Origin of the sequence: Pareuzebyella sediminis (genome assembly GCF_008367235.1) — a bacterium.
Classification (GTDB): Bacteria; Bacteroidota; Bacteroidia; order Flavobacteriales; family Flavobacteriaceae; genus Pareuzebyella; species Pareuzebyella sediminis.
This window is the reverse complement of record NZ_VTZS01000004.1, coordinates 225,561-251,327: the sequence shown is the minus strand read 5'-3', so window position 1 is coordinate 251,327 and position 25,767 is coordinate 225,561. Positions and strand designations below refer to the sequence as shown.

The 25,767-nt window shown below is 40.2% G+C and carries 27 protein-coding genes; 22 read left to right on the top strand and 5 right to left on the bottom strand.

Annotated elements, in window-relative coordinates; genetic code table 11:
* Nucleotides 1–129: 129 nt before the first annotated feature.
* From F2B13_RS15225 to F2B13_RS15175, 11 genes are all read left to right on the top strand, one after another.
* Nucleotides 130–4,470, top strand: a complete 4,341-nt coding sequence (locus tag F2B13_RS15225) for a CusA/CzcA family heavy metal efflux RND transporter (protein ID WP_138257805.1) — start codon at nt 130–132, stop codon at nt 4,468–4,470.
* Between the two features lie 4 nt (nt 4,471–4,474).
* Nucleotides 4,475–5,677 (top strand): efflux RND transporter periplasmic adaptor subunit, encoded by a 1,203-nt coding sequence (locus F2B13_RS15220; protein WP_149304610.1) that lies wholly within the window; start codon nt 4,475–4,477, stop codon nt 5,675–5,677.
* A 16-nt stretch (nt 5,678–5,693) separates the two neighbouring features.
* Complete coding sequence (locus tag F2B13_RS15215; RefSeq protein WP_138257807.1) at nt 5,694–6,110, top strand: Fur family transcriptional regulator; 417 nt, start codon at nt 5,694–5,696, stop codon at nt 6,108–6,110.
* A gap of 59 nt (nt 6,111–6,169) precedes the next feature.
* Nucleotides 6,170–6,544: a DUF3703 domain-containing protein gene (locus F2B13_RS15210; protein WP_138257808.1), complete on the top strand. Its 375-nt coding sequence runs from the start codon at nt 6,170–6,172 to the stop codon at nt 6,542–6,544.
* The gene (locus tag F2B13_RS15205; protein ID WP_149304609.1) at nt 6,541–8,508 is read left to right on the top strand and encodes a heavy metal translocating P-type ATPase; all 1,968 of its coding nucleotides are present in this window, start codon (nt 6,541–6,543) and stop codon (nt 8,506–8,508) included. The genes F2B13_RS15210 and F2B13_RS15205 overlap by 4 nt, the downstream gene beginning before the upstream one ends.
* A gap of 87 nt (nt 8,509–8,595) precedes the next feature.
* Entirely contained in the window at nt 8,596–9,084 is a 489-nt protein-coding gene (locus tag F2B13_RS15200) for an asparaginase domain-containing protein (protein WP_149304608.1), read from the top strand.
* A 5-nt stretch (nt 9,085–9,089) separates the two neighbouring features.
* Complete coding sequence (locus tag F2B13_RS15195; protein WP_149304607.1) at nt 9,090–10,004, top strand: helix-turn-helix domain-containing protein; 915 nt, start codon at nt 9,090–9,092, stop codon at nt 10,002–10,004.
* 275 nt (nt 10,005–10,279) lie between these two features.
* Nucleotides 10,280–11,116, top strand: a complete 837-nt coding sequence (locus tag F2B13_RS15190; RefSeq protein ID WP_149304606.1) for an RteC domain-containing protein — start codon at nt 10,280–10,282, stop codon at nt 11,114–11,116.
* 322 nt (nt 11,117–11,438) lie between these two features.
* The gene (locus F2B13_RS15185; RefSeq protein ID WP_149304605.1) at nt 11,439–11,723 is read left to right on the top strand and encodes a helix-turn-helix domain-containing protein; all 285 of its coding nucleotides are present in this window, start codon (nt 11,439–11,441) and stop codon (nt 11,721–11,723) included.
* Nucleotides 11,724–11,727: 4 nt separating this feature from the next.
* On the top strand, nt 11,728–12,480 hold the full coding sequence (locus F2B13_RS15180; RefSeq protein WP_149304604.1) for a hypothetical protein: 753 nt from the start codon (nt 11,728–11,730) through the stop codon (nt 12,478–12,480).
* A complete protein-coding gene (locus F2B13_RS15175; protein ID WP_149304603.1) occupies nt 12,464–13,126 on the top strand; it encodes a P-loop NTPase family protein in 663 nt (220 codons plus the stop codon). Before F2B13_RS15180 ends, F2B13_RS15175 begins: the two co-directional genes overlap by 17 nt.
* 9 nt (nt 13,127–13,135) lie before the next feature.
* Here the strand turns inward: F2B13_RS15175 and F2B13_RS15170 are convergent, their stop codons facing one another.
* From F2B13_RS15170 to F2B13_RS20520, 4 genes are read right to left on the bottom strand one after another with little or no spacing between them, the layout of a single operon-like run.
* Nucleotides 13,136–14,767, bottom strand: coding sequence for a nucleotidyltransferase domain-containing protein (locus F2B13_RS15170; RefSeq protein WP_149304602.1), 1,632 nt, complete (start codon nt 14,765–14,767; stop codon nt 13,136–13,138).
* Nucleotides 14,768–15,595 carry an SMODS-associated NUDIX domain-containing protein gene (locus F2B13_RS15165; RefSeq protein WP_149304601.1) on the bottom strand — a complete coding sequence of 276 codons (828 nt, stop codon included), beginning with the start codon at nt 15,593–15,595 and terminating at the stop codon, nt 14,768–14,770. It abuts the gene before it with no gap.
* Nucleotides 15,588–16,004, bottom strand: a complete 417-nt coding sequence (locus F2B13_RS15160) for a lecithin retinol acyltransferase family protein (RefSeq protein WP_149304600.1) — start codon at nt 16,002–16,004, stop codon at nt 15,588–15,590. The genes F2B13_RS15165 and F2B13_RS15160 overlap by 8 nt, the downstream gene beginning before the upstream one ends.
* A gap of 12 nt (nt 16,005–16,016) precedes the next feature.
* Nucleotides 16,017–16,193, bottom strand: coding sequence for a hypothetical protein (locus tag F2B13_RS20520; RefSeq protein WP_170257975.1), 177 nt, complete (start codon nt 16,191–16,193; stop codon nt 16,017–16,019).
* Between the two features lie 106 nt (nt 16,194–16,299).
* Between F2B13_RS20520 and F2B13_RS15155 the strand changes: the two genes are divergently transcribed.
* The gene (locus F2B13_RS15155) at nt 16,300–16,968 is read left to right on the top strand and encodes a sigma-70 family RNA polymerase sigma factor (RefSeq protein WP_149304599.1); all 669 of its coding nucleotides are present in this window, start codon (nt 16,300–16,302) and stop codon (nt 16,966–16,968) included.
* Nucleotides 16,955–17,686 carry a hypothetical protein gene (locus F2B13_RS15150; RefSeq protein ID WP_149304598.1) on the top strand — a complete coding sequence of 244 codons (732 nt, stop codon included), beginning with the start codon at nt 16,955–16,957 and terminating at the stop codon, nt 17,684–17,686. Before F2B13_RS15155 ends, F2B13_RS15150 begins: the two co-directional genes overlap by 14 nt.
* Nucleotides 17,687–17,757: 71 nt before the next feature.
* Here F2B13_RS15150 and F2B13_RS15145 read toward each other — a convergent pair whose 3' ends face one another.
* Nucleotides 17,758–18,420, bottom strand: coding sequence for an N-acetylmuramoyl-L-alanine amidase family protein (locus F2B13_RS15145; RefSeq protein ID WP_149304597.1), 663 nt, complete (start codon nt 18,418–18,420; stop codon nt 17,758–17,760).
* Between the two features lie 189 nt (nt 18,421–18,609).
* On the opposite strand from F2B13_RS15145, the gene F2B13_RS15140 reads away from it, so the two are divergent.
* From F2B13_RS15140 to F2B13_RS15100, 9 genes are read left to right on the top strand one after another with little or no spacing between them, the layout of a single operon-like run.
* Nucleotides 18,610–18,897 carry a hypothetical protein gene (locus F2B13_RS15140; protein WP_149304596.1) on the top strand — a complete coding sequence of 96 codons (288 nt, stop codon included), beginning with the start codon at nt 18,610–18,612 and terminating at the stop codon, nt 18,895–18,897.
* The gene (locus F2B13_RS15135) at nt 18,897–19,175 is read left to right on the top strand and encodes a hypothetical protein (RefSeq protein ID WP_149304595.1); all 279 of its coding nucleotides are present in this window, start codon (nt 18,897–18,899) and stop codon (nt 19,173–19,175) included. Before F2B13_RS15140 ends, F2B13_RS15135 begins: the two co-directional genes overlap by 1 nt.
* Nucleotides 19,168–21,570: a TraG family conjugative transposon ATPase gene (locus F2B13_RS15130; RefSeq protein WP_149304594.1), complete on the top strand. Its 2,403-nt coding sequence runs from the start codon at nt 19,168–19,170 to the stop codon at nt 21,568–21,570. Before F2B13_RS15135 ends, F2B13_RS15130 begins: the two co-directional genes overlap by 8 nt.
* 4 nt (nt 21,571–21,574) lie before the next feature.
* Nucleotides 21,575–22,156: a conjugal transfer protein gene (locus F2B13_RS15125; protein WP_149304593.1), complete on the top strand. Its 582-nt coding sequence runs from the start codon at nt 21,575–21,577 to the stop codon at nt 22,154–22,156.
* A gap of 2 nt (nt 22,157–22,158) precedes the next feature.
* Nucleotides 22,159–23,001 carry a hypothetical protein gene (locus F2B13_RS15120; RefSeq protein WP_149304592.1) on the top strand — a complete coding sequence of 281 codons (843 nt, stop codon included), beginning with the start codon at nt 22,159–22,161 and terminating at the stop codon, nt 22,999–23,001.
* Between the two features lie 11 nt (nt 23,002–23,012).
* Entirely contained in the window at nt 23,013–23,636 is a 624-nt protein-coding gene (locus F2B13_RS15115) for a conjugal transfer protein TraK (RefSeq protein ID WP_149304591.1), read from the top strand.
* The gene (gene traM / locus F2B13_RS15110) at nt 23,617–24,546 is read left to right on the top strand and encodes a conjugative transposon protein TraM (protein WP_149304590.1); all 930 of its coding nucleotides are present in this window, start codon (nt 23,617–23,619) and stop codon (nt 24,544–24,546) included. The genes F2B13_RS15115 and traM overlap by 20 nt, the downstream gene beginning before the upstream one ends.
* The gene (locus tag F2B13_RS15105; RefSeq protein ID WP_149304589.1) at nt 24,543–25,382 is read left to right on the top strand and encodes a DUF4138 domain-containing protein; all 840 of its coding nucleotides are present in this window, start codon (nt 24,543–24,545) and stop codon (nt 25,380–25,382) included. Before traM ends, F2B13_RS15105 begins: the two co-directional genes overlap by 4 nt.
* A 7-nt stretch (nt 25,383–25,389) precedes the next feature.
* Nucleotides 25,390–25,761 carry a hypothetical protein gene (locus F2B13_RS15100; RefSeq protein ID WP_149304588.1) on the top strand — a complete coding sequence of 124 codons (372 nt, stop codon included), beginning with the start codon at nt 25,390–25,392 and terminating at the stop codon, nt 25,759–25,761.
* Nucleotides 25,762–25,767 lie beyond the last annotated feature (6 nt).

The following is a 25,767-nucleotide window of genomic DNA, read 5'->3' as shown; positions in this document are numbered from 1 at the left end:
TACTATATCCAGTTTTGAAGTTTTCAGCTTTAGGAAACTTCAAATGGTGTATTTGCCTTGCGCGCCTGTCCAAAGCGCAGTCGAAGGGAAAGCACAATTTCATTTTTAACTGAATTAACACCTAAATCTATGATTAACAGAATCATTGATTTTTCAATCAATAACAAATTTATTATCGGTCTGCTTACACTGGCACTCATCGGTGCCGGTATCTACAGTATGACCCAAGTTCCCATAGATGCTGTGCCGGATATAACCAACAACCAGGTACAGGTCATCACGCAATCGCCCAATCTGGGTACAGAGGATATCGAACAGTTCGTAACCTATCCCGTGGAAGTGGCGATGAGCAACCTTCCCGATGTCAAGGAAATCCGTTCGATTTCCCGATTCGGGCTATCGGTGGTAACGGTAGTTTTTGACGATGATATGGGAACCTTTTTGCCACGCCAGCTCGTTTCCGAAAAACTGACTGAGGTACGCGAGCAAATTCCAGAGGAATTGGGCCAGCCATCGATGGGACCTATTACAACTGGTTTGGGCGAAGTGTACCAATACACCTTAAAGGTCAAGCCTGAGTTTCAGGACGAGTATTCCCTTGCCGACTTGCGCACGATGCAGGATTGGATTGTACAACGACAAATGGCGATGGTGCCTGGCGTCGTTGAAATCAATGCGATAGGTGGAAAGATTAAACAATATGAAGTGGCCGTTGACCCCAACGAATTGAAGGCTATCGGGCTTACCATTACCGATGTATTTAAAGCTTTGGAAGCAAACAATAGGAATACGGGTGGTGCCTACATCGAAAAGAACCACCAGGCCAACTTCATTCGGGGTGAAGGTTTGGTACGCAACCTCAATGACATCAAGAAAATCGTTATTAAAAATGAAAATGGTGTGCCCATCACCGTAAACGATGTGGCCGATGTACGCTTCAGTTCCGCCGTTCGCTATGGGGCATTAACGCAGGATGGCGAAGGCGAGGTCGTCGGTGGACTGGTGATGATGCTCAAAGGCGCAAACTCAAACGAGGTCATTGTCCGCGTTAAGGATAGGATGGCGGAAATCCAGAAATCACTTCCCGAAGGCGTGGTCATCGAACCCTTGTTGGATAGAAGTAAACTCATAAGTGAGACAACGGGCACGGTACGCAACAATCTTCTGGAAGGCGCGCTCATCGTGATTTTTGTACTCGTCTTTCTTTTGGGGAACTGGCGTGGCGGACTGATTGTGGCATCGACCATTCCCCTATCCCTATTGTTTGCCTTTATCCTAATGAATGTTTTTGACGTATGGGCGAACCTGATGAGCTTGGGTGCAATCGACTTTGGTATTATCGTAGATGGGGCGGTCATTATCGTGGAAGCGAGTGTATTTCTTATGGCCAGTTATGTGCTTAAAAAGAAATCTTTGGATAAGAAAGACCGTGACGAAATTGCAGCCGATGCATCCAAAAAAATGATGAACGCAGCCTTCTTCGGACAGCTGATAATCCTTATCGTTTTCCTACCCATCTTGGCATTGGAAGGTGTCGAGGGCAAGATGTTCCAGCCTATGGCACTTACGTTCATCTTTGCGATGATTGGTGCAATGGTTTTATGTCTGACCTATGTGCCGATGATGTCCGCATTATTCCTGAAACCGCCAAAAAAGGAAAAGAAATCGTGGGGCGACCGTTTTGTACATTGGGTACAACGCAAGTATGAGCCCCTATTGTTAAATGCCTTGGAAAAAGGAAAATGGGTCGTTAGTATTGCGGTGGCCATCTTTGCCGTGGCTATCTTCACGTTCACTAAAATGGGCGGTGAGTTCATACCGCAATTGGACGAGGGCGATATTGCTTTCCACGCTATTTTGAAACCCGGAAGCTCATTGAGCGAGACCATCGAGACCACCACAAAAATAGAACGCATCGTAAAGGCCGAATTTCCCGAAGTGGAAAAAATAGTTAGCCGTATCGGTGTTGCGGAAGTGCCTACCGACCCAATGCCTATGGACTTTGCCGATGTATTCGTAATCCTGAAACCGCAGGACGAATGGGTTTCTGCCGAATCCAAGGATGAACTTATTGACAAGATGAAGGATGCGGTGAGCATTATCCCTGGTGTCAATTATGAATTTACGCAACCCATCGAAATGCGGTTCAATGAACTATTGGAAGGCATCCGTGAGGATATTGCCATTAAGATATACGGTGAGGATATCGATGTACTTGCGTCCAAAGCGGACGAGATTACCAAAATCATCGCAGGTACTGAAGGTATAGGCGATATGCGGGCAGAAGCCACATCGGGCTTACCGCAGATGACGATAAAGTACAATCGAAACAAACTGGCCCAATACGGCGTAAGCATCGACCAACTCAATATGATGGTGCAATCCGCTTTTGCAGGTGGGTACGCAGGGGTCATTTTTGAAGGTGAAAAGCGTTTTGATTTGGTGGTAAGGCTCGATGAGCAGAACCGAAGCGATATCAACGATATCCGTAATCTCTATATCAATCTACCGAACGGTTCACAAATTCCACTTCACGAACTGGCGGCCATCGAATACACACCGGGACCGATGCAGATAAGCAGGGACAATACCAATCGCAGAACCTATGTAGGCGTTAATGTACGTGGTCGCGATGTGGAATCGCTGGTCAATGAGATAAGGGACAAGCTGGATGCAAACCTCGATTTACCCCCAGGTTATTTTATCCGCTATGGTGGTGCCTTTGAAAATCTGGAAAGGGCCAGCGACCGATTGCAGACCGTGGTTCCTATTGCGCTATTACTCATATTCATCCTGATATATTTTGCATTAAAATCCTTTCCGCAGACGTTGATGATTTATCTGGCCATACCGATGGCGACTATTGGTGGCGTGTTCGCTCTCTGGCTTAGGGATATGCCCTTTAGTATTTCCGCAGGGGTTGGCTTTATCGTGCTTTTTGGGGTTGCCGTACTGAACGGATTGGTAATGATTAGCGGATTCAACGAACTGAAAGAGGAAGGCGTTATAAACCTAAAAGAGCGAATCGTTGAAGGAACAAAAAGAAGGGTACGCCCCATTATGCTCACGGCCTTTACCGATATCCTTGGGTTTCTGCCAATGGCAATTTCCGCATCGGCAGGGGCAGAAGTTCAGCGACCGTTGGCAACGGTCGTTATCGGTGGATTGATTACATCCACCTTGTTGACTCTATTCATTCTTCCCATTTTCTATCAATGGGTAGAAAGACGTTCGGAACGCAAGATAAAGGTCAATCCGAAAATCGTAACCGCTTCTGCGGTGGTCTGTTTCTTTTTTGCTTTCGCGAAAGCGGAAGCGCAACAAGTTCGGCAGAACGATACATTACCTGTTGTTTCATTGGAACAAGCGGTAGAAATATCCAAAGAAAACTATCCGCTATTGAAAACAAAACAACTGGAAATTCAAAAGCAGAACGCCCTAAAAGGTACGGCCTATGATTTAGGGAATACCCAAGTGTTTACCGGTGGTGAGGAAGTTTCTGATGGTCAGGGCATTTATACCCTTGTTGGCGTGGTTCAACAGAATATCAACCTGTTCGGTATCGGTGCGAAGAAGCGGTTGCAAAAACAGCGTATCGCCTTGGCGGAAACCGCACTTGACTTTACCGCATTGCAAGTGGAACAGGAAGTCAAAAAAGCTTGGTCACAGGCCTATCAGCAACGGCAGAAATTTGAACTGTATCGTGAACTGGATTCCATCTACTCGCAATTTGAAAAGGCGATTGAACTGAATTACGAGGTAGAGGCCATTTCACGTTTGGAATATTCATCGGCAACCAATCAGGCATTACAAATCAACAATAAACTTCAACAGGCCGAAAGTGACTATGCCATTGCCCTACAGAAGCTTAATCTTTGGTTGGTTTCCGACACGTTCTATACTGTTCCCGACACCCTTGATGAAAATGAAATGGCAGTACTGGGAATTCCATCAACCATAGAAACCCATCCAGAACTGGAACTTTCGCGAAAGCGGATTGAGGAAGCCCAATCCAGCTACCAAGCTGAACGTTCCGATTTGTTGCCCAATCTCAACCTTCAGGGCGGATTGCAACGGGTGAATGGCAGTAACGGATTCTACACTTATCAGGCAGGAATATCCCTTCCATTGTTTTCTGGTACAGAACGCAGTCAGGCCAAGGCAGCCAAAATCCAAAGTGAAATTGCAAAAGCCAATGCGGACTTTACCAAACGCCAACTGCAATCGGAATATCGACAAGCTGTACAAGCGTATCAAAAATGGGAAGCATCCTGGCGATTCTATAAGGACAAGGCCTTACCGCTTGCCGAGGAACAGCGACAGGGTGCGTTATTAGCCTATAAGGAAGGTGCCGTGGATTATGCCGCATTCACCCAAATTATTAGGGATGCCATACAGACGGAAATGGATGCGCTGGACGCGCTCGACAATTATCTAAAATCAGTTTTTGCACTACAATATTTCAAATAATAAAATGAAGAATCTATCAAAATACACAGCTATTGGTTTGTTGGCGATGCTTTTGGCGTTGACCGCTTGTGGCGATTCCAACAAAGAAACCGCAGGGAATAAAAATGCCAATCTGGAAATGGAAAAAGAACATTCCGAGGGTGAAGCCGAGGAAGTAATGCTCACAGCTAAACAGTTCGATGCACTACAAATGGAAATCGACACCCTGCAAATGCGGAATATGAGCGGTTATGTGCAAGCCAACGGGCAGTTGGAAGTCCCACCTCAGAACGAGGCCACCATCACAACGGTAGTAGGTGCCAACGTGGTATCCATCGAAGTTATCGAGGGTGATAAGGTTAATAAGGGGCAAACGGTCGCCTATCTGTCCCACCCCAATATCATCGAGAAACAAACGGATTACCTCAATGCTTTCAGTAATAGTCAATTTCTTAAAAAGGAATATGAGCGGCAAAAAACCCTGTACGATGCAGGTGTCGGCAGCGGTGCCAATTTTCAAAAGGCAGAAGCCGAATACCAGGCATCCCGAAGTATGGTAAAAGGTCTTGAGGCGCAACTGCAACAGTTGAGTATCAGCGCACCAGGCGTAAGAAACGGTACAATTTATCAGCGTGTATCTCTTAGAAGCCCCATTGAAGGATTCGTCCAAAAAGTAGAAATTAAGACTGGGCAGTACGTAGAACCACAGACCGACCTTATGGAAATTGTGGACACCCATCACGTACACGCAGATTTGATGGTTTTCGAAAAGGATGTCCATAAGGTGAAAGAAGGGCAAAAAGTGGTTTTCAATGTACAGTCCATTCCCGGAAAGGAACTGACTGCCGAAATCTATTCCGTAGGAAAGACCTTTGAACAAAATCCGAAGGCTATTCACGTACACGCTGAAATCGAGAACAAGGAAGGCAACCTGATTCCCGGGATGTACATTCAGGGGCGCATCCAAACGGAAAATACACAAACTAAGGCGATGCCCGAAGCTGCCATAGCAGCCGATGGCGAGAGATTCTTTGTATTCTCGGCAGAAAAGGAAGGTGACGATTGGTCATTCAAACCCATTGAAATCACCAAAGGCACCCACGATGGCGATTGGATTGCCATTGATTTTTTGAGCGAACAAGAACCGAACACACAATACGCCTATAACAACGCCTACTACCTAATGGCGGAACTAAAAAAGGGCGAAGCGGAAGAACACGGACATTAATACAGACAATTATAAAATGAAAAAAATAGAACAAAGACTCACTGAAAATGGCGTTCGCCCGACGGCGATGCGGTTATTGATTTATAAATATTTGGCAGAAAAGGAAGTAGCCATATCATTGACAGATATTGAAGCCGCTTTCGCGAAAGCAGAGCGTACGACTTTATATAGAACGTTGCGCACCTTTGAAGAAAAGAAAATTGTGCACCAAATAGATGATGGTACAGGCATACAAAAATATGCACTTTGTGAGCCTGGTTGCGATTGTAACCTTGAACAAGATTTGCACCTGCATTTCCATTGTAACAATTGCGATGAGACCGTTTGCCTGACCGAACATAAGATTCCACATATCAATCTGCCAGAAGGCTTTGTGGCAGAGGATGCCAATTTGGTACTGAAGGGTATTTGTGACAAATGCAGCGGACAATAATGCACTTCCGTTGCATAGGTCAGATACATACCTTGCACTTTAAAAATGAATAATAAATAATGAAATTTAATACCACCATACCAATAGGCCTTAGAGCATTTTATTTAGATGAACTGAACCTATATCGTTCTTCATTACATAGTGGAAATTCATCCCAAGCTTGGCATCACCTTGAACGTTCCCATATTCTCGGTCAATCCTACCCGTTGGAACATACCTATACCCATTGGTCAATGTTAAAATTCGGGTTACGCCAGCGAAACACAAAAGAAGTTCTGGGTCAGGTGTTGCGACTTTTGGTTGGTGGTTGGAAATCATTTATCGACCACGTACCCATTGGAAATACCGGTGGAAGCGATGTGCCACCATTGAAAAGAATGGAAATGCCCGAAGACATAGCCAAAATTTTAAATAAATACCGAAAAACGCAATGAAAAAGAAAAAAGTAAACTTACGGGATTTAGACCCGAAAGAACATCAAGGTGAGCACAGTCACGATGACGGACATAACCATAGCAGTGCCGCAGAGGTATCCAATTTTAAGACCTACTTGCCCGCCATTTTCAGCTTTTTAATGCTGATTACGGGCATTGCCATAGATTATTTCGATACGTTCCCATTCTTCAGGGGCTGGGTGCGGATTATTTGGTACACTGTAGCTTACATTCCCGTTGGGTTTCCTGTAATTAAAGAAGGCTGGAACAGTATCAGGAACGGTGATTTCTTTACGGAATTTTTCTTGATGTCCATTGCCACCTTGGGGGCATTTGCCATAGGCGAATATCCCGAGGGTGTGGCCGTAATGCTATTTTATGCCGTGGGCGAACTCTTCCAGAACGCTGCGGTAAATAGGGCGAAGGGAAATATAAAGGCACTTTTGGATGCGCGACCCGATGAAGCATTGGTTTATAGAAATGAGGATTTTGTTTCGGTCAATCCCGAAACGGTCGAGATTGGTGAAAGAATTCAGGTTCGCGTAGGCGAAAAAATTCCTTTGGACGGCATTTTACTTTCAGAAAAAGCATCGCTGAACACGGCTGCCATTACCGGTGAAAGCAAACCCGATACCATTGCCAAGAGCGAAAAAATCTATGCAGGAAGCATCAACTTGGATGGGGTCATTGAAGTAAAGACTACCAAAGAATTTAAGGACAGTTCCATCGCCCGAATCTTGGATATGGTTCAGAACGCTACCGCCCGAAAATCTAAAACGGAGCTGTTCATTAGAAAATTCGCCAGAATTTATACACCCATCGTGGTTTTCCTTGCCATCGGACTGACGTTTTTGCCCTATTTCTTCGTGGACGATTATGTGTTTAGGGATTGGCTCTACCGCGCTCTGATCTTCTTGGTAATTTCCTGTCCCTGTGCCTTGGTCATATCCATTCCCTTGGGCTATTTTGGCGGATTAGGTGCGGCATCCCGCAACGGGATTTTGTTCAAAGGTGCGTCCTTTCTCGATGCGATTACCAAGGTAAATACCGTGGTAATGGACAAAACGGGTACAGTTACCAAAGGGGTCTTCAAGATTAAGGAAGTGGTCAATAAATCCAATTTTGCAGAAGCGGAATTTATGCAATACCTGATGGCGATGGAAAAACAATCCACCCATCCCATTGCAAAAGCGATACTGGAATATAAGGCCGATGGTGCCGATTTTGAAGCAACCGAAGTTTCCGAAGTTGCTGGAAAGGGACTGAAAGGTACGGTCAATGGAAAGCAGGTATTAGTGGGCAATAAAGCTTTGATGGTTTCTAATAGCATCGAAGTCCCCTCTGAAACCGATACTATAGTCGAATCCATAGTAATGGTAGCCATCGATAAAAAGTTTGCCGGATATGTAACCATTGCCGATGAACTCAAGGAAGATGCACACCAAGCCATCAATCAGATACGAGAGGCGGGTATCTCTAAAATCATAATGCTCTCGGGCGACAAGGATTCCATTACCCAACAGGTGTCTGAAGAATTGAATATCGATTGGGCGAAAGGTGGTCTGCTACCGGAAGATAAACTGAACGAAGTCGAGAAACTCAAAAAACAACCTTATACGACTGTAGCCTTTATGGGCGACGGTATCAATGATGCCCCCGTACTTGCTGCAAGCGATGTAGGTATCGCAATGGGTGGTTTGGGTAGCGATGTGGCCATCGAAACGGCGGATGTTATCATCCAGACTGACCAACCGAGCAAGATAGCGAGAGCGGTCAAAATCGGTCGTTCCACCCGAAAGATAGTTTGGCAAAACATAGGTCTGGCATTTGGTGTGAAGGTAATCGTCCTTATCCTTGGGGCTGGTGGTTTGGCATCAATGTGGGAAGCTGTTTTTGCCGATGTTGGGGTAGCATTATTGGCAATCTTTAATGCTGTGCGGTTGCAGAAAAAGAAGTGGGAATGATATTCTTTCCAAGTCTTTAATGCGATGTTATTTAATATTTACCGGTAAAAATCTGCTATCTTTATAGGTCACAACAAGTCCTATTTTATGATACATATTCTTACAACAGGCGGCACCATCGAAGGACTGGATTATGTGGACGGAAAAGGTGTAACCCAATCAAATGTCACGATTCAAGGTTTTCTTGAGAAAGCCAATATAGACTTTGATTACACCATTGAAAGTGTGTTCAAAAAGGATAGCAGAGCCATCACAGATGAGGACAGAGCGCAGTTGGTTTGCAAGATTAAGGAATCTGCTGCGACAAAGATTTTGATAACTCACGGTACTTTCACAATGGAAGATACCGCAAAATATATCGGAAAACTCAACCTGAATAAAACCATCGTACTGGTTGGGTCTTTCATTTTAGGTTCATCTGCAGAGACAGATGCACCATTTAATTTAGGCTATGCACTGAGCTCATTACAGCTTCTAAAACCGGATGTTTATATTGCTATGAACGGACAGATTTTCAATTGGAACAACGTTTCAAAGAATTTAGAAACCAACAAATTTGAGCGCAATGACCAGTAATGTAAATGTTCGGCACGTCAATACATTGGACAACGTTCTTCTATCTTTTAATAGATACGGTCATTGTATTGCTCACTTTTTACTTTTCAAGAAGGAATACACGAAGTAGCCTTCGACGGTTTTTATATCTGGGCATCCTTTTTATTGTGTACAATGTCACGGGCGGATTTTTACCCATAGATAACTTTCCGGGACCATTCATACTTCAATATATCATAACGTATAGTGTGGCAATTGCATTATGCGTTTACATCGTTTATTACCTCTATAAAGAATATGACATCGTCGTATTGAAATTCAATTCATCTATTAAAAATCTCGCATTTTTAGCAAGTGGAAGCTATGTAGTTCTTTTTTTGATGCCTTATTTTTTGACCGATTCGTTAGATGCGGCTCGCTTTCTTTTTACTATTCCCATATCCATAATAGCATTTGTATTTCTCATCATTTTCTATCGTCGTATTTCAAATCCGAGCAACCCGAATGCCTTTATTTTAAGGCGAAACAAATTATCTATGGTGAGTGTAGCAAGTATAGCCCTGTTACCCATCTGCACCGTAATAGGTGATTATCAATGCATAACCTTTACTGTAATGAACTTGGCCTTCTTTGCCATTACAGCCATTGAAGTAGATAGGTATCTATACTTTTTGGAAAACAATACCCGAATGTATGAAGTATTTGCCCTGAAGAAAAAACAGCGCGAGGAATCTGTAGAGCGCAAGATAATCTATGAGGATTTAACCAGAAGGGAAATTGAAGTTGCGCTATCCATCCTTAGTAATCTTAGTTATAAGAAAATTGCTGAGGAACTGTTCATTGCCGAAAGCACCGTATCAAAACACGCCTCAAACATCTTCAAGAAAACGGGTGTGAAGAACCGTCGTGAATTCTTAAAGCGATTTCGTAAAAAAAGATAATTAAATTTCCTCTCTGAAGACCTTAGCATATTCAGTGTCTCACAGGGTTTCCGTAGAAAAATACGGCTCGTTCCGTAATTAAATACGGCAAGTTTTCCTTGTACGTTTACGAAGTAAAATTATTTTAGTGAGAGTTCCAGAAAATACACCAATGAGCCACAAATTTAATGACCTGTGGCATTCATTTATATCATTTTGCAGGACTATGATATCATCTAACCAACCACATCAACTAAATCCCATTTCTATGGTTTCATATCAAAATACACCTACTTATGGACTTTCAATTATTAACACAGCGACTAAAAAAAGAACTTGATGATATAAAACTTCAAAACGAGAGCATCCTTGAAAGGGCACACCGTTCCATTGGGCTCTGCCGTGATTCATTAAGCACACTTAAAAAAGAGGTCCTGTCGCAAGGCTTCAAATCCATTCAAGACGAAATCCATTTTTTTAAAGTAACTAAACAAGTTCCTCTCGTTGAGTTAATCTACTATTCCGAAATCCATTCGTTTGAAATCCAGTTCCCGAAAATCGACTTAAAAAGTCAGCTTAAATCCATCAAAAAAAAAAGCAACAAACTCAATCGATTCTTTCTCTATAATTTGGACTTCGGAAGATACATTGAATCAGGGCAGACGCATTTTGACAAAGAATATTACACTCGTGATTATCTCAATGGGTATCATATCACACTTTCCAAATTCTACTTTCAAGACCCGGAATTCTGTACAGCAAGAGATATGTTGCTCGGCAAATACAATGCCTACAAGTCCCTAACCAAATATTTAGTGGACAAGCAAAATAGATTGAAGAACGGGTTGAATGGAAATGAGATTTCCTTATCTCACATCGAAAAAATGCATTGGCCGTTCAGCAATACAGACTATGTGGAACTTATTTATGCGCTTCACGCTAAAGGGCTTGGTGCTAAAAACAATCTGAGTATTGTTAAAATTTCAGATTATTTAAGTCAGATTTTCGATGTTGAGCCGAAAGACATCTATAAAACCTATCAAGACATAAAATACAGGAAAAAAAGCCGAACGCTTTTCCTTGATGAGCTGTCCACTTCCCTTCTTTCAGCAATGGATAAAAGCGAGAAATAGTAATGTTTATCAGCCTTTTATACATCAAATTAAAATGCTAAAAAAAGTCCGTAGTACGGTTGACCTACGGTGTTTTGGTTTTCCTTCTATTTATCATGAAATTTAGTTCGATTTGAGTATAATTTGCGGCATCAACGCGATTAAACAACACCAAATCAAACCAAATTTCAAGATGTTAAATTTTGACCGTAGTACGGTCGTACTGGGGAAGAAAATCCGATAATACATATCAAATTTGTAGAACGAAAGTCAAATCGGGTTAAGGGCTATCATTAAAAATTTTAAACCTATGATAGTCCTTTTCTTTTAAAACCGTTCTAATATGCCGACAAGTATTATCACCACAGACGACCTTCGAGAATTCAAAATGGAATTGCTCGATGACATCAAAAGTCTTTTGTCCAAACAGGCTTCTGGAAAAATCAAGAAATATCTTAAATCTTCCGAAGTAATGGATTTGCTTCAAGTGAGTCCGGGTACACTTCAGAACCTTCGCATCAATGGCACCTTGCCATACACTAAGGTAGGCGGAATCATCTATTATGATGCCGAGGAAATTCAAAAGGTAATGGATGCCAACCGTGTGCATCACGGTTTTAATTCTTGAAAATATGAACTATATAAAGCTACTCAATGCGGCTTTTGAAACGTTTTATTTTGATGACCGCCTAAATCCTACCCATATCAGTCTGTATATGGCGCTGTTCCAGGAATGGAACAGTTGCCGTTTTATGGATGAATTCTACGTAAACCGAAGGGAATTGATGCGTGTTGCCAAGATTGGTTCAAAGTCTACCTATCACAGATGCATAACCGAGCTTCACTCGTGGGAATATCTATCCTATTTCCCGTCCAACAATCCATACAAGGGCAGTAAAATCAAGATGTCTATTTTAGGGACAAGTGATGAACCAGCTACGGGACAGTACAATCCCATTTTAGAACAGCTTGCGGAACAGTACTATCCCAGAGGTGTACCGCTTGAAGGACACCACCATCCCAAAAATGGACAGGCGGTGTACCAACGCCGTCCCATAGGTGGACAAGCATTGGTATCTAATACAAACAATATCAAACAAGAAAACTACATAAAACAGCCAAAGGACTGTCTGGCCGTAGTTGATTTTTTTGAAGAAAAGAATTTTAATAAAGCTGAAGCTGAAAAGTTCTACCAGCACTACGCTGACCGAGATTGGCAAACAGGCGATGGCGAACCGATTCGGGATTGGCGAGCTGTGGCTATCAACTGGATGGACAGAACCGAACTTTTTGAAGCTGAAAACAAACCAAACAAAAAAGAAGCATCCCAAATCAAGGACAACTTGCGAACCACGAAAACGAAAGACTATGGACAACCCCTCTAAAATCACCGAAGGCGGCGTGGAATATTCGCTGGGAAAGTTTGATGGGAAAAGCGTACTGTACGACTTCCCAAAAATCTTGATTTATTTGAATGCTAAAGGCAAGCTGCTGTTTGGTAAAAAGTTCAGGATTTATGATGAGGATAAGGGTATTCTGTTGAAGCTATGTTCATATTTTATCAAAGACAAGGACAACTGTGAGAAATATGACATCGACATTGAAAAAGGTATTCTACTTTCCGGGCCTGTAGGCTGTGGTAAGACCAGTTTGATGAAATTGTTGCGCCATATTGTGCCTTTACAACGCCCTTATGAAATGATTCCGTGCCGAAATGTTACTTTCAGCTTTAATCATTTGGGTTTTAAAACTGTCGAGGAATATGGCAATGCTAAATTTTACTGTTTTGACGATTTGGGCGTAGAACCTGCCGGACGCTTTTATGGTAAGGACTTAAATGTGATGGGTGAAGTGCTTTTATCCCGCTACGAACTCTATCTCGATACCAAACGAAAAATAAAGACCCACGCTACTACCAACCTTAATGCCGAAGAACTGGAAGAACGCTATGGTAATCGCGTCCGTAGCCGGATGCGTGAACTGTTTAATTTGATTGCTTTTGATAAAAGGGCTGGGGATAAGAGGAAATGAGAGGAAAATCTAGTGCTTGACTTCATCTGCTAACCACAGACCATACTTCTTCCATAGTTCATACATTATAAGCCATTCTGATATCCAAGGCATAACATCCACAAAATTCAAGTCCAAATGTGGTGATAAATCTTTGGGATAGTAAAGGCACAAACTATTTCCAGGATATAGATGTGGTGTTTTACCAAACTTGATTTGACTATCATTTAGCACATAAACCCTTTCTTTTCGCCCTTGCCTATTGATATCATACTCGACAAGAATCTCATATTCTTTTTTGCATCCATTGGGTTTGATTTTTCCTTTTCCCAACAATTTTCCATCGGTGATGACAGTTTTAAGCCAAGGAAAATGTTTATTTAAATAGTCTTTTTGGATATATGCTGCAACATAGTTCCTCTGTATATCCTTTTTACCCGAATTCAAATTTAATTCTACACCACCATAGTTTCTATTAGGCTTGCTCGGGTAGCCTGAATCTCTAGAAATTCTTCCTCGGTCGTCAACATAACTTTTACCAGACAATAAAGTAAGACCTGCTTTTTCTAATTCATTTTTACCATTTCCAGATAAGTTGTCTAGTTGAGACTTTAAAATGGTTTTAGTTGTTGTACTGCCAAACAAGTCTTCCGCAACACTAAAGTTCCCATTTTTTAACTGCTCCCATTTTTCTTTATAGCTCCTAACAAAACTGATGAATTGAGTATAGTATTCTTTGTCCTTATCCCACTTTTCAGTAAAGTCCTCATCTTCATTTACTGGATTTAAAACCTTAATCCTTTTATAGACTCCACTACTTTCAAAAAGCTTTTCATAGCTAGTGTAGCGCTCTAAAATCCTATTGAGTGTATTATCAATTGTTTCATAAATCGATGCCTCACCTTGGTATAATTCTCCGAAAATTGTAGTCAATACGATACTTGATGTTTTGTGTTTTGGTTTTTTCTCAAAGAAAATATCTCTGTATCGTTTAGTAAGCTGTACAGCACGTTTTAGCGGCTCTTTTTCATAGATGTTCTCGTCTGGTAATTCCTCCTGTTCAGCCTTCGCTTCAGATAGGGTAACATAATCAGTAAATGCTTTTCGCAACAATAATGGCTCTCGGACATCTTCGGCTTTATCCGTAAACCATTTAGCATATCCCTTTGGAAAAGAAGAAGTCCAAGATGCAAGTTCTCGGTCGGGTACCATAATTTTATCTTCGAAAGGAATGATTATGCAACCAGGCAAAATATCTAAATGAAAATCCCCAGCGTAATTTATTCTTGCGCACCTATTCTTTTTTAGAAGTTTTGGCCTATAAACCTCATTGCTTGTGAAAACACGTATTAGGTGATTGTAAATCTCTGAAGAGGTGTAGTTCCTGTACGAATCCTTAATTTGAACCACAATATCCAAATCAAATTCATCCTTTCCTATTGGCTTTGTTGTTGTTCCTATGGCTTTTGAGCCTTGCGGGTAAACCACAAAATCAACCTTAGAGAAAAACACTGGGTCTGCTTTTAAAACATCATAGATGGCATTGTAGGCAGTCTCCATCTTATTTGACCTTGTTTCGTCAAGCTCGAGAGACTCAGCAAGTCTTGCCAATAAGTCCTCTCGCTGAAAGCCATTTCTATATAAGTAATCTTGAAAATTCATTTACGATATGTATTTTGCGTGTTGTCCTATTCTTGTTTTATGTTCGTTAAAGCATTCTTTTTTTATGTCATCTTCACTAACAAAGGCATACTTCTCATTAAATGAGCTGCTTTTTAATAGTTTTTTAAATTCCTTTAACTGCTTTGTATTTAGTTCAATCTGGAAAATATCGTAAATCAAAGTATGATACTCTTCATCCTTAAAGCGTGTTTGTTTGCACAGGATGTTCTCCTCAGTCCCGAGGTATTCTGCTCTAATAGATTTGAAATTAGTAGCACTTAAAATTTGAGTTTCAACCAATTCTTCCGAAAATTCTCGCCATACCCCAGTTTCCCTGTCCTTTCGAGAATAGAACCAACTGATAATTTTTGGGACGAATTTTGCGCTTACAAAAAACCGTAGGTCTTTAGGGTTCTTTCCATCCGCTTTCGGGGCTGCCTTCCAGTCCTTGTATAAATCCTTATTACCAACTAATTTATATACACCTCCAACTGGCTGATATTGATTAATCTTACCACCCTTGACCAAAAAATACTTTTCGTCTCCTGGTATTTTAATTCTGAGTAAGTAACTTAGAGATACGTATACTTTTTTGTTTGGAATTAAAAGGAAACACCTTAAGGCAATCCAAAAGTATTTCCCATGTGCTTTAACGATTTCTATAATACCTGTAAAGCATCCGATTACAACTGCGAAGGCTGCTGTTACCAAAATTTCTTTGTGAAAATCGTTTGCACCCTCTAAATACAGATAACGATATGACAAATAGCTAATTGCTACAAGAAATCCGATTAGGTAAAACAAAAAGCGTCTAAGTACTTTATTCATCGTTCGATATAAGTCTTAAAAAGATTACGCTTCCAGGCACCATCAAGCCGGTATTTACTTGACTACTTCTCTCTTTACCGTATTGTACCCAATTTGCAAAATGCTCACAATTGAAGCCTAAGAAGCTATAACGCTGACCCAGCTTTTGATACGCCCTCTTAATTGCATTTTGAATGTCAAAATGGCTCCCTCTAAACTTTCGGATTCTCACAGGTTCGTATTCTTGCAGGAGTTCCATAAGTTCATTCTCTGGGATAATTTTAACCGCACCTTTAAGATTACCTATAAAAACACCATTGCCTAAATAAACTACGTAATGGTCCAGTATTCTTCCTAGACCGTTTCTCTTTTTAGCCACTATTGCATCGATAGGGGCTAACTGTTTAATCAATTGTAAGTATTTTGTCATATTACTCAATTATTACTTTTCCTTTCTTACTCCTTTAAATGGTTTTTTACTTGATGTTTTTCCATCCATAAACTTACCGGTTTCCGAATCACGCTTGGTCCAAATCCCTGTTTTAGGGTTTTTTACTTGGGATCTTTTCTTAACTGCTCCGTGCCTGCGGTTGTCGCCGCTTTTTCCATTTGTTGCCATAATAAAATGTTAAAAAATATGCTTAGTTTTGTTTTAGCGTGTTACGCCAACCTTAGTACGCAAAACCATCCCCAACGCTTTTTCGTACCATTATTGAAAACAACCAATGTCAGATTGGAAAAAACTAAAAGATGAGCACACTTTACGACTTACCGAGATTTATCAGGATAAGAGCAACCCCCTATCCTTAAGGGAAAACGCCTTTCACGCGCTGACGCATAGATTTAAAGATGACATATTAAAAAAATGCGAGATTAGATGTAAAAGATTTGGTCACGACATCAATGTCGCCGAACAGGTTGTTACAGCGACTTTTAAGTCCTATGCTGAAAAAGGGAAGTTTGAAATTAATCCTGAAGATGAAGCAGATGTAGATTACTTATTTGTGGGTTATTTAGTTGGTATAGTAAAAATAGAACTCACTAATTATTACAGACAACAACAGAGAAAACTTAATTACCCTTATGATGGTTCTGAAGAGATTGTTACAGACATTCCTGACGTTGATGGTATGGAAATGAATCTAGAACAACAAATTCTAATTAAGGCAATACATTCACTTACGCCTTCCCAAAGAACGGTTTATCTCACATACAAGCAATACGAAATAGACGGTTTTAATCTACCAAATAAACTACTTAAAAAACTTCGAGAACATCTGGGTGATGTTAAACAGCCTACGATTCGAGGCTTGAAAAAGGAAGCATTAGATAAAATAAAGAATTATACTTCTGCGATGGAAGTAACAAAAGAGTTTTACAATGGAAGAGTCTAAGATTAATGAAATACTGATTTCATTGGGTTTTGGTCTTCCCCAAAGTCCAGATGAAATAAAAGCTTTTGACGATACATTCAAGTCTTGTAAAACAGAATCAAATCCTGACAAAATAGATTCATACAAGATTTTAGAGGGGTTAAGGCCTAAAAAAAAAGCAACAAATATTGATTATCACAAGAGGACAGTGCTTGCTGCAGAAATCGTATATCAGTTGCACCAAGAAAATACACTAGGACATTTAAAGCTTCAGAAGCTTCTTTATTTGTGCCAAAATTCCGCAAGAATTGATATCCACGCCAACTTCTTGAAACAAGCTATGGGACCTTATGATAATCGCTTAATGCGTTCAATTGATAAAAAGTTTAAGGAAAATAAATGGTTCTCTTATAATCCAAGAGAATATGAAAAATATCAACCTTTAGAGAAATATGGTGGCCATAAAGAATGGTATGAACGCTATTTCAATGAACAACTCTCTGAAATTGATTTTATAATAAATAAGTTTCGAAAGACTAAAACTAGAGCCATAGAATTGATTGCCACCATTTTTGCTTGCTGGAAGGAAATTATTGATGAAAAGCAACTACTTACAGAAGAAATTTTAGTTCATAAATTTTATCAGTGGCATCCTGATAAATCAAAATTTGATAAAGATGAAATTCTGCAGACCATCGCTTTTATGAAAAATGATGGTTTTCACCCTAATCAACAGTAGCTCATTTTTTCGATAAAGACAGAATAAAATTCAAAATAGAAAGAATTACTTTTCTCAAACATTTTACAACCTCAATCCCCAACTCTTTCATAACTATCAATATTTTTTATTAAACATTCCCAAATCACCAGTGCCACAGCATTCAGAGATTCTGGCTTTAGCAGATAACCTTGTTCATCTTCATTACTTACAAACCCCAATTCCAAAAGAATTGAAGGCATATAGTCAGTCGTTTCCCTAAGCACCTGAAAATTAGCAAATTTTACGCCTCTACTTTCAAATCCCAACTTCTCATTCAATTCTGCTTGTAATTGAAAGCCAAACCAAGTTGCTTCATCCAAAAACTTCAACCTTTTATTGGGCACATAGACTTCCACACCTCTTGCATCTGGATTATCAGAATGATTGCAATGCAGGGAAAGAAACAAATCTGCATTTAGAACTTTGGCCAGCTTGGCTCTATCACTTAAAGAAACTAAGGTATCGCTATACCGTGTTTGATAAATTTCCACAGTTTTATTGTAGTTTTTCTCAGCCAATTCTGAAATCAACCTTACTATTTCTAAGGTGATTTTCTTTTCCCTTAAGCTATTTACCCCAATTGCACCAGAATCATTTCCGCCGTGGCCAGGGTCAATGACAATGATTTTTTTCTCATCCAAATCCTGACCCAAAAGCAAGCAACTTTTGAGAAGTAAAAACACAAAACTGACGTTTTTGAGCCACTTTTTCATTTTCCAATTTTAGGTTTTCAACAGTTACACTTCAAAATTCCATAGAATTTGATGCCAAATAATAGCATCGAAAACCAAACAATATCAAATAATATTTTATTCACATATATTTGATTTTCAATTATTTATGTTCAAATATATGTAAATTTCACATAACGAAAATGAACCAAAATTTTAATCTAATTCGTTATGAAAAAAACACATTATTTGGCAGGCGTTCTTTCGCTCTTATCAACTTCGCTTTTTGCTCAGATTGGTGGTATTGAAGATTCGGTCAACGATGTTTCCGACACCATCCGAACTATTTTCCCAATTATATTGGGTGTCATCTTCCTAATAGGTTTCCTGTTTAATGCAGGACACTTCTTTGGTGAAAACGCAGACCTTAAAAAAGGGATTACGCGTGTATTGGTCTTTGTGCTAATTGCTGGTGCAGTCGTTGGAATCTTCACCTATCTAATAGGCATTGTAGTGTAGTGAAGAAGTTTGAAGTCTATAGAAATATGCGGAAACGTGCGGTCATCTTTGGTCTGCCCATTTCCCTGTTTGCCTTGATGATGGTATCCATTTTGGCATCACTTCTCATTATCATCTTTTCCTTCAGCTTTGGTGTCATCATTGGGTTAATGGTATTCAATGGTGGTCTCTACATCGCATTAACTCGAATTGCCAACAATCCACAGCTATTTCAAATGGGTAATCCTTTTCCAAAAATCATCAGCAACAAGCGTAACTCAGGTTTTGAATATGAATAAGATGAACCTCTCAGCATATCAACCCATTGCAGATATTCAGGATAATATTGTCTTTGCCAATAATGGCAATGTGGTGTTGTGCTATAAAGGGAATCTGCCAGAAATCTATTCGCTTTCTGAAAAGGACTTTGAGGATATACACGGTGCGTGGTTCCAAGCCTTGAAGTCACTACCTGTTGGAATTGTGGTTCATAAACAGGATATTTATTTAAAGAAGTCCTACTCTTCAGAACAATTGCCCAATGAGTCCTTTCTCGAAAAGGCAACGCACAATCATTTTAAAAGTCGTGGTTACATCGAACATCAATGTTATTTGTTCTTTATCCTGACAAAAAACAAGGCACTCAACAATCCAAAATATGTCAACCCATTCCGAAAGGTTTTCAAAGGAATTGTCCAGCAAATGGATGACAACATTAAGGTGTTTGCCAATGCGGTGAGCGATTCGGTGTCCTTTATCAATAACAGCCGAAAGATGCGTTTTGTTTCGCTTCAAGCGAAAGAAATACTACAACTCACCACAAACTATTTCAACGGATTCAGCGAAGGTTTTGATACCGACATCCTACTGGAAAAAAAGAACGTCACCATTGGCGATAACCATTTTGATGCCCTGGCCGTCAATAGCGAACTGTGCTTTGGCGAAAGTGTACAGAGTAGCAAGACCAATGAGAAATTCACTTCGGACGATTTTGTGTTTCATCAAGGGTTTATTGATGGCTTAGGGCTTACGCTGAATGAGAACCACATCGTCAACCAAATCCTGTATTTGGATGATAAACAGAAATGGCGAAAGCTGCTGGATAAGAAAATAGAAGAGCTTAACAAAAGTTCCAATTTCGGTTCGCAGAATAAGGTGGTTCTTGGTAAAATCCAGCACATCCTTGACCAAATCAATGCCGATGATAATGCTCGGATCATCCGTGGTCACTTAAATGTGGTCTATTGGGCAAAGGATAAAAAAAGTCTCGATTCAATTACCTCGAAAATCAAGACTGAGTTTAAGGAACTCGATATCATCCCTTACTATCCGAGAGGTGAAGAACGTAAAAATTATATTCTGAACAGTTATTGCTGTTTTTCATCCAACTTCTCAAACAACGATTTGTACGTAACCGATTTGAAGCACGCCCTATGTCTGTTCATCAACAATACCAACTACAAATCTGATGCTACCGGAATTATTTTTAATGATAGGGAACATAACATTCCTGTGCTAAAAGATGTTTGGGATGAACGCAAGAGACGTATCAAAGCCCGGAACTTTGCAATTTTCGCACCGACTGGCGAAGGCAAGTCCTTTTTGGCCAATAACATCCTACGCCAATATTTTGAAAGTGGTGTTCGCCTGGTCATAATTGACCTCGGTGGATCCTACACCAAATTTGCCAAACTCTATCCTGAGAAATACACGGTACTTCGCTATGAAAGTGGAAAGAACTTGGGTATCAACCCATTCTTCATCAGCGATAAAAATGACCTAACACCGGAACGTCTCGAAGACTTGTCGGTTTTCCTTTTTGAATTGTTCGCTTCAGACCTAAAAGTGACGAAAGCACAATCCGTTTCGGTCAAAAAGATATTGCGTCACTATTACGATAGCACTTCTGAAAATCATTCGCTCGAAGGTTTCTACAATTTTATAGAGAGGCATCAGAAGGATATTCTGAAAACCCTTAAAATCCATCCCGACTACTTTAATGTCACGAGCTTCTTGCACGTAATGTCCGAGTATGTCGGTGATGGTCTATACAGTTTTCTGTTCGAGGTGAGCGAAGACCAGACCTATAAAATCGAAGATAAACGCTTGATTGTCTTTGAGCTTGATGAAGTAAAGGATAATAAGGAAATCCTATCCGTAATGCTTAAGCTTATTAAGTCAGCTATCCAACGCACCATTTGGCGTAATCGAGCCGAAAAAGGCATTATCCTTTTCGATGAGTTTGCCAAACAACTGAAGTTTGACAACGTGCTGGAAAGTGTGGAATTCTACTATCAGGCCATACGGAAACAGAATGGTGCTATCGGTATCATTTTGCAGTCCATTAATCAGCTACCAAACAATTCCACATCGGCAAGTATTCTTGAGAACACACAGGTTATCTACAGCTTAAACAATGAAAAAGGCTACGATGAGCTGGTCAAAAGGCTCAACCTTTCCAGTCACGACCTGAACCAGTTAAAGTCCATCAAAAACAATCTTTCCGGACTACGGAAATACACCGAAATGTTTATCAAAATAGGCAAGGAAAGCAACATCTTCCGGTTGGAAGTTCCGAAGGAAGTGTATGCAGCTTACTTGACTGATGGAAAGGAAAACGAAAAAATAATGAAGCTCTACAATGAGCATCAGGATATGGAAAAAGCAATAATTCAATTCACATCTAAAACATAATATTATGAAAACAAAAATTAGAATTTTAATAATGACTGTAGCCTTAATGTTGTTAATGTCAAGTCGTGCTACTGCTCAGGGAATGCCAGTTTATGACAATACCAACTTCATCAGTTTGGTTAAACAGCTCTTGGAATCGGGTAAACAGACGGCAGAAATGATTAAGTCCGTAAAATTCTTGAAGGATGCCAAAGAAGCTATTGAAAAAGTTTCAAGCGTTGTCCAACAGCTTAGGGCAGTTGAGGAAATCGCACAGAACAATCAGCGCCTTATCAATGTAATGCAAAATGACCTTCAGGATATTCTAAATTCCCCCTACATCAAACCCGAGGAAATAGACAAGGTTATGGGCTCTTTTGAAACCATTGTACAAAATTCCCTTGACACGGTTGATTTCATAGACGAAGTTCTCTCCAGCGATTATCTCAAAATGAGTGATGCCGAACGCGCCGAAATACTGAAAGCAAAAGAACTGGAATCAAAGCAAATGGTTTCCAACATCACTATGAAAACAAAACGTTATCGTGATATTATTTCATTCAGAAAGATGCAAGATAAAGTCAATAATCGAGAAACCGAATACTAACAATGACTGCGACCATCATTTTAGGAATTGGGCTGGAATACATCGATACGGTGTTCCAGACCATACAGGCCAGCGACTTTTCGCAATATACCATTGCCGGAATGAAAACGCTTGCTGTCCTATTTTTCTTGGTCAACATCCTTAAAAAATACAACGAAGGTATTGCAGACAAGGACGGTTACACTTGGGGGTTAAGTCCGGGCGAATTGGCAAAAAATTTTGCCATTGTGGTTTTGGTCATATTCTCAACGCAGGTATTAGGGTTTTTTGATGGGATTTTAGTGGCCATCGAAGGACAGTATCGAGGAACTGCACCTGCATTACTACCGTTACAGATGCAGGATATACCATTAGAGGAAGATGTAAGTCTTTTTGATGCGGCAAGTTCGGCAATGACACTTTTGTATGAGGCGTTAGTGACACCATTGTTTGGATTCAAAATTTTGGCCTTTATATTAAGTACCATACTCTGGATATTGGATTTGTTCATCTATCCGCTATTCTTGGCAGAGCGTTTTTTCCTGTTGGGAATAATGCAAGCCTTTTTCCCTTTGGTCATAAGCCTTGCCGTATTTGAAAAGTTTCGCTCGCTCGCATATACCTTCTTTAAATTGTACGCTGCCGTTTATATGCTTGTGCCAGCATTTTTTCTGGTCAATGTATTTGTCAATGCCATTTATACCGAAATCAACACCAATTTCTGGGTAAACCTGTTTGGAACCGATACGGGCCAGGGCTTCTTTGCACCTGTCGTACAATTGGGCTCAGTAGGGTTTATCGTGTTCCTGAAATTCAAACTATATCGGCGTGCCACCTCGTTTACCCTCAGATTGTTTACCAACTAATTCCATTCAGAATGAAAACACCCTTTAAAAATATATACAACGTCCTAAAGCTAAATCGGTTTATTGTTTTGGCGGTCGTCATTTGTGCACTGCTATCCAGTACTTTTTCAGTTTGGATGGTATTCAACACCAATCAGAAGGCGCTCAACAGCGCTTTTGCAATCAATACTGATGGCACTATCATCCCGCTCAAACTCGTCACCCAAAAAGAGAATTTCAGGGTCGAAGCCCTGGCTCACTTAGAACTGTTCCACAACTATTTCTATAACATCGATGCCAGCAATTATGAACGCAATCTCAAAAAAGCACTTTGGCTGGGTAACAGCTCTGTGGACAATCTGTACCGTCAGAAAAAGGCTGATGGTGTTTATAACCGATTGTTGCAGTATTCCTTAGTGCAAAAGGTGCTAAGTATCGATTCCCAAGTTGAGCAACAAAACGGAAGCCACGTCTTCCGAACCGTTACCATTTTTGAAATTAACCGTGGACCCGTCATTGACACTTACGAATTGGTATCTACAGGAAACTTGATTATGGTAGACCGAAACTTTCCCAACAATCCACACGGATTGTTGATTACCAATTATTTCGAAAACACTTTAAGAAAAATAGATTATGAAAGTAGAAAAGAATAAAATCATTTTCGCTGGTGTCCTCGCCATCATTTTCCTCTTCCTTATCTCATATTCAGTGATGCTTATGGAAGATGAGGACAATGATGAAGACACCTTGCAACAGACGCTTGTACCTGAACTGGAAGATGACCAAAAGGAATACGATTCCAAACTCGATGCCATAAACGACCTCAAGGAAGTGCGTGAAAGCACCGCACCGAGCATCTATGATGAAAAGCTGATTGATTCCCTGGGCTTTTACGACCCAGATTTACCGGAACTTGAAAAAGAACGTATTGTGGACAGCATTTACAATGCTGGTAAGATAAAGTATTCCGAAAAACGCTACCAACATTTGGGACATAAACGAGTTGTTCAGCAAACGGTACCAAAGGTGGATTCTGCTGAAGTTAAAAGGGAACAAAAAATTGAAGCCAAAGAATTGGGCCTGGAACATCAACTGTTCTTTGCAGCTTCGCCCAAGCCCAATGAAGTTTCAATTATTGGCAATACTGATGAAACGATTTACGTAGTCGTAGATGGTGACCAAATTGTTCAAGCGAATACCCGATTACGGATGCGCCTAACCAAATCGGCTACTATCAATGGTAAACTGATGCCGAAGAATACAACTGTTTTTGGCTTTATCAGTTTTCAGCCAAATCGTGCTTTAATTGAAATTGAGAATATTAAACACCATCCTACCAAACTAAAAGCCTTCGATTTACAAGATGGTAGCGAGGGTATCTACGTCGAAAACAACTTTAGGGAAGAGGTAACCAGAGAGGTATTTGATGATGTTATTGGTGATATTAATATTCCCAGCGTACCGCAAGTTGGCGGACTTACACAAGTATTTAGGCGTTCTAACCGCAGGGTAAAAGTAACCGTCCTGAACAATTACATATTAATTCTAAAACCAAAACTATGAGACGATATAACTATATATTCATAATGGTATTTGTTTTCGCTATCGCGAAAGCGAACGCACAAACCACCCACTTACTTGATACCATTTATGCAAACGACACTAAAAATGTTGCACTATTTTTCCCAGAACCTATTCGGCAAGGTATAACTGGTTCAGATAATTTTGTCTTTACCTACAATCGTGAAAAAGAACAATATTTTGGCCTGTTGCAAGCCAAGCCTGGAAAGGAAAGTAATTTGCTGGTAGTCAATCGAAATGGCTCGATTTTTTCGTATATTGTAAGGTATAAAAAACAGCTTTCTAAGCTCAATTATTTTATTCCGATATCAAGTAGTATCGGGAATGAAAAACCGATTGTAACTGATTCAATTCTTGCTGAATCTTCTGAAGAGGGTGTAGATAACAGGACGTACCATTACCAAAAATTCTGCTCGTATCTTCTCAATACGAAACAGCGCATTGGTCGAATTAAAAAGCGAAATGAAGGTATTGTTTTACGTGTTGAGAATATCGTTTTTGATAAAGAAGAACTGTACTTCGTCATCCAGATTGAGAACAATTCCACATTGGATTACGATTTGAATTTCTTGAACCTTTCGATTGAAACACGACAAAAAGGAAAAAGGAAATCGTTACAACGTTTGTATCAAGAGCCGATTTACAAACATAAGTTGCCGTCAAAAATTGTAGAAGGCCAAACGGTACGGTTCGTTTATGTGTTGCCAAAATTTTCATTATCCAATGACCGTAGGGCAATTTTAGAACTGAATGAAAAGGATGGTGAACGAAATATTGAAATGAAACTATCGCACAGATATATCAATAACCCAAATTAAAGTCATTATGAAAAATATTGTTGTTTTCTTACTCGTAGTGCTGTTCCTCTCTTGTGCTGATTCTAAAACTAAAGTTTCAGGACCAAGTGCCACAGCCCAAGTTGTTATCGAAAGCTTTTATGAAAAGGATGAAGAAACCTTAAAGGCCAACTCCACACCACAGGCGTATTCAAACTATATGAATACCATAAATATGTTCAACACTACGCCAAAAGATGATTCCAATTTTACTGTTTTGCAGGACACGATTATGGGCGACGTGGCTTGGGTAAAATATACCACAGCTTACGATAAAACACCTGGTATTTTTAAACTGGTTAAGCAAAACGGTAAGTGGTTGGCGGATGCGAGAGGCTCTAAGGATAAGTCGCCTTTTTGAAAAGCG

Bases quoted from the DNA above. Each gene is read 5' to 3' on its own strand.
- F2B13_RS15145 (WP_149304597.1), bottom strand. From the start codon at position 18,420: ATGAAAAAGTGGCTCAAAAACGTCAGTTTTGTGTTTTTACTTCTCAAA.
- F2B13_RS15155 (WP_149304599.1), top strand. From the start codon at position 16,300: ATGTCAGATTGGAAAAAACTAAAAGATGAGCACACTTTACGACTTACC.
- F2B13_RS15115 (WP_149304591.1), top strand. From the start codon at position 23,013: ATGAAAACACCCTTTAAAAATATATACAACGTCCTAAAGCTAAATCGG.
- F2B13_RS15190 (WP_149304606.1), top strand. From the start codon at position 10,280: ATGGACTTTCAATTATTAACACAGCGACTAAAAAAAGAACTTGATGAT.
- F2B13_RS15225 (WP_138257805.1), top strand. From the start codon at position 130: ATGATTAACAGAATCATTGATTTTTCAATCAATAACAAATTTATTATC.
- F2B13_RS15120 (WP_149304592.1), top strand. From the start codon at position 22,159: ATGACTGCGACCATCATTTTAGGAATTGGGCTGGAATACATCGATACG.
- F2B13_RS15160 (WP_149304600.1), bottom strand. From the start codon at position 16,004: ATGACAAAATACTTACAATTGATTAAACAGTTAGCCCCTATCGATGCA.
- F2B13_RS15165 (WP_149304601.1), bottom strand. From the start codon at position 15,595: ATGAATAAAGTACTTAGACGCTTTTTGTTTTACCTAATCGGATTTCTT.
- F2B13_RS20520 (WP_170257975.1), bottom strand. From the start codon at position 16,193: ATGGCAACAAATGGAAAAAGCGGCGACAACCGCAGGCACGGAGCAGTT.
- F2B13_RS15185 (WP_149304605.1), top strand. From the start codon at position 11,439: ATGCCGACAAGTATTATCACCACAGACGACCTTCGAGAATTCAAAATG.
- F2B13_RS15215 (WP_138257807.1), top strand. From the start codon at position 5,694: ATGAAAAAAATAGAACAAAGACTCACTGAAAATGGCGTTCGCCCGACG.
- traM (WP_149304590.1), top strand. From the start codon at position 23,617: ATGAAAGTAGAAAAGAATAAAATCATTTTCGCTGGTGTCCTCGCCATC.
- F2B13_RS15170 (WP_149304602.1), bottom strand. From the start codon at position 14,767: ATGAATTTTCAAGATTACTTATATAGAAATGGCTTTCAGCGAGAGGAC.
- F2B13_RS15210 (WP_138257808.1), top strand. From the start codon at position 6,170: ATGAAATTTAATACCACCATACCAATAGGCCTTAGAGCATTTTATTTA.
- F2B13_RS15175 (WP_149304603.1), top strand. From the start codon at position 12,464: ATGGACAACCCCTCTAAAATCACCGAAGGCGGCGTGGAATATTCGCTG.
- F2B13_RS15195 (WP_149304607.1), top strand. From the start codon at position 9,090: ATGTTCGGCACGTCAATACATTGGACAACGTTCTTCTATCTTTTAATA.
- F2B13_RS15205 (WP_149304609.1), top strand. From the start codon at position 6,541: ATGAAAAAGAAAAAAGTAAACTTACGGGATTTAGACCCGAAAGAACAT.
- F2B13_RS15130 (WP_149304594.1), top strand. From the start codon at position 19,168: ATGAATAAGATGAACCTCTCAGCATATCAACCCATTGCAGATATTCAG.
- F2B13_RS15220 (WP_149304610.1), top strand. From the start codon at position 4,475: ATGAAGAATCTATCAAAATACACAGCTATTGGTTTGTTGGCGATGCTT.
- F2B13_RS15200 (WP_149304608.1), top strand. From the start codon at position 8,596: ATGATACATATTCTTACAACAGGCGGCACCATCGAAGGACTGGATTAT.
- F2B13_RS15100 (WP_149304588.1), top strand. From the start codon at position 25,390: ATGAAAAATATTGTTGTTTTCTTACTCGTAGTGCTGTTCCTCTCTTGT.
- F2B13_RS15180 (WP_149304604.1), top strand. From the start codon at position 11,728: ATGAACTATATAAAGCTACTCAATGCGGCTTTTGAAACGTTTTATTTT.
- F2B13_RS15105 (WP_149304589.1), top strand. From the start codon at position 24,543: ATGAGACGATATAACTATATATTCATAATGGTATTTGTTTTCGCTATC.
- F2B13_RS15140 (WP_149304596.1), top strand. From the start codon at position 18,610: ATGAAAAAAACACATTATTTGGCAGGCGTTCTTTCGCTCTTATCAACT.
- F2B13_RS15125 (WP_149304593.1), top strand. From the start codon at position 21,575: ATGAAAACAAAAATTAGAATTTTAATAATGACTGTAGCCTTAATGTTG.
- F2B13_RS15150 (WP_149304598.1), top strand. From the start codon at position 16,955: ATGGAAGAGTCTAAGATTAATGAAATACTGATTTCATTGGGTTTTGGT.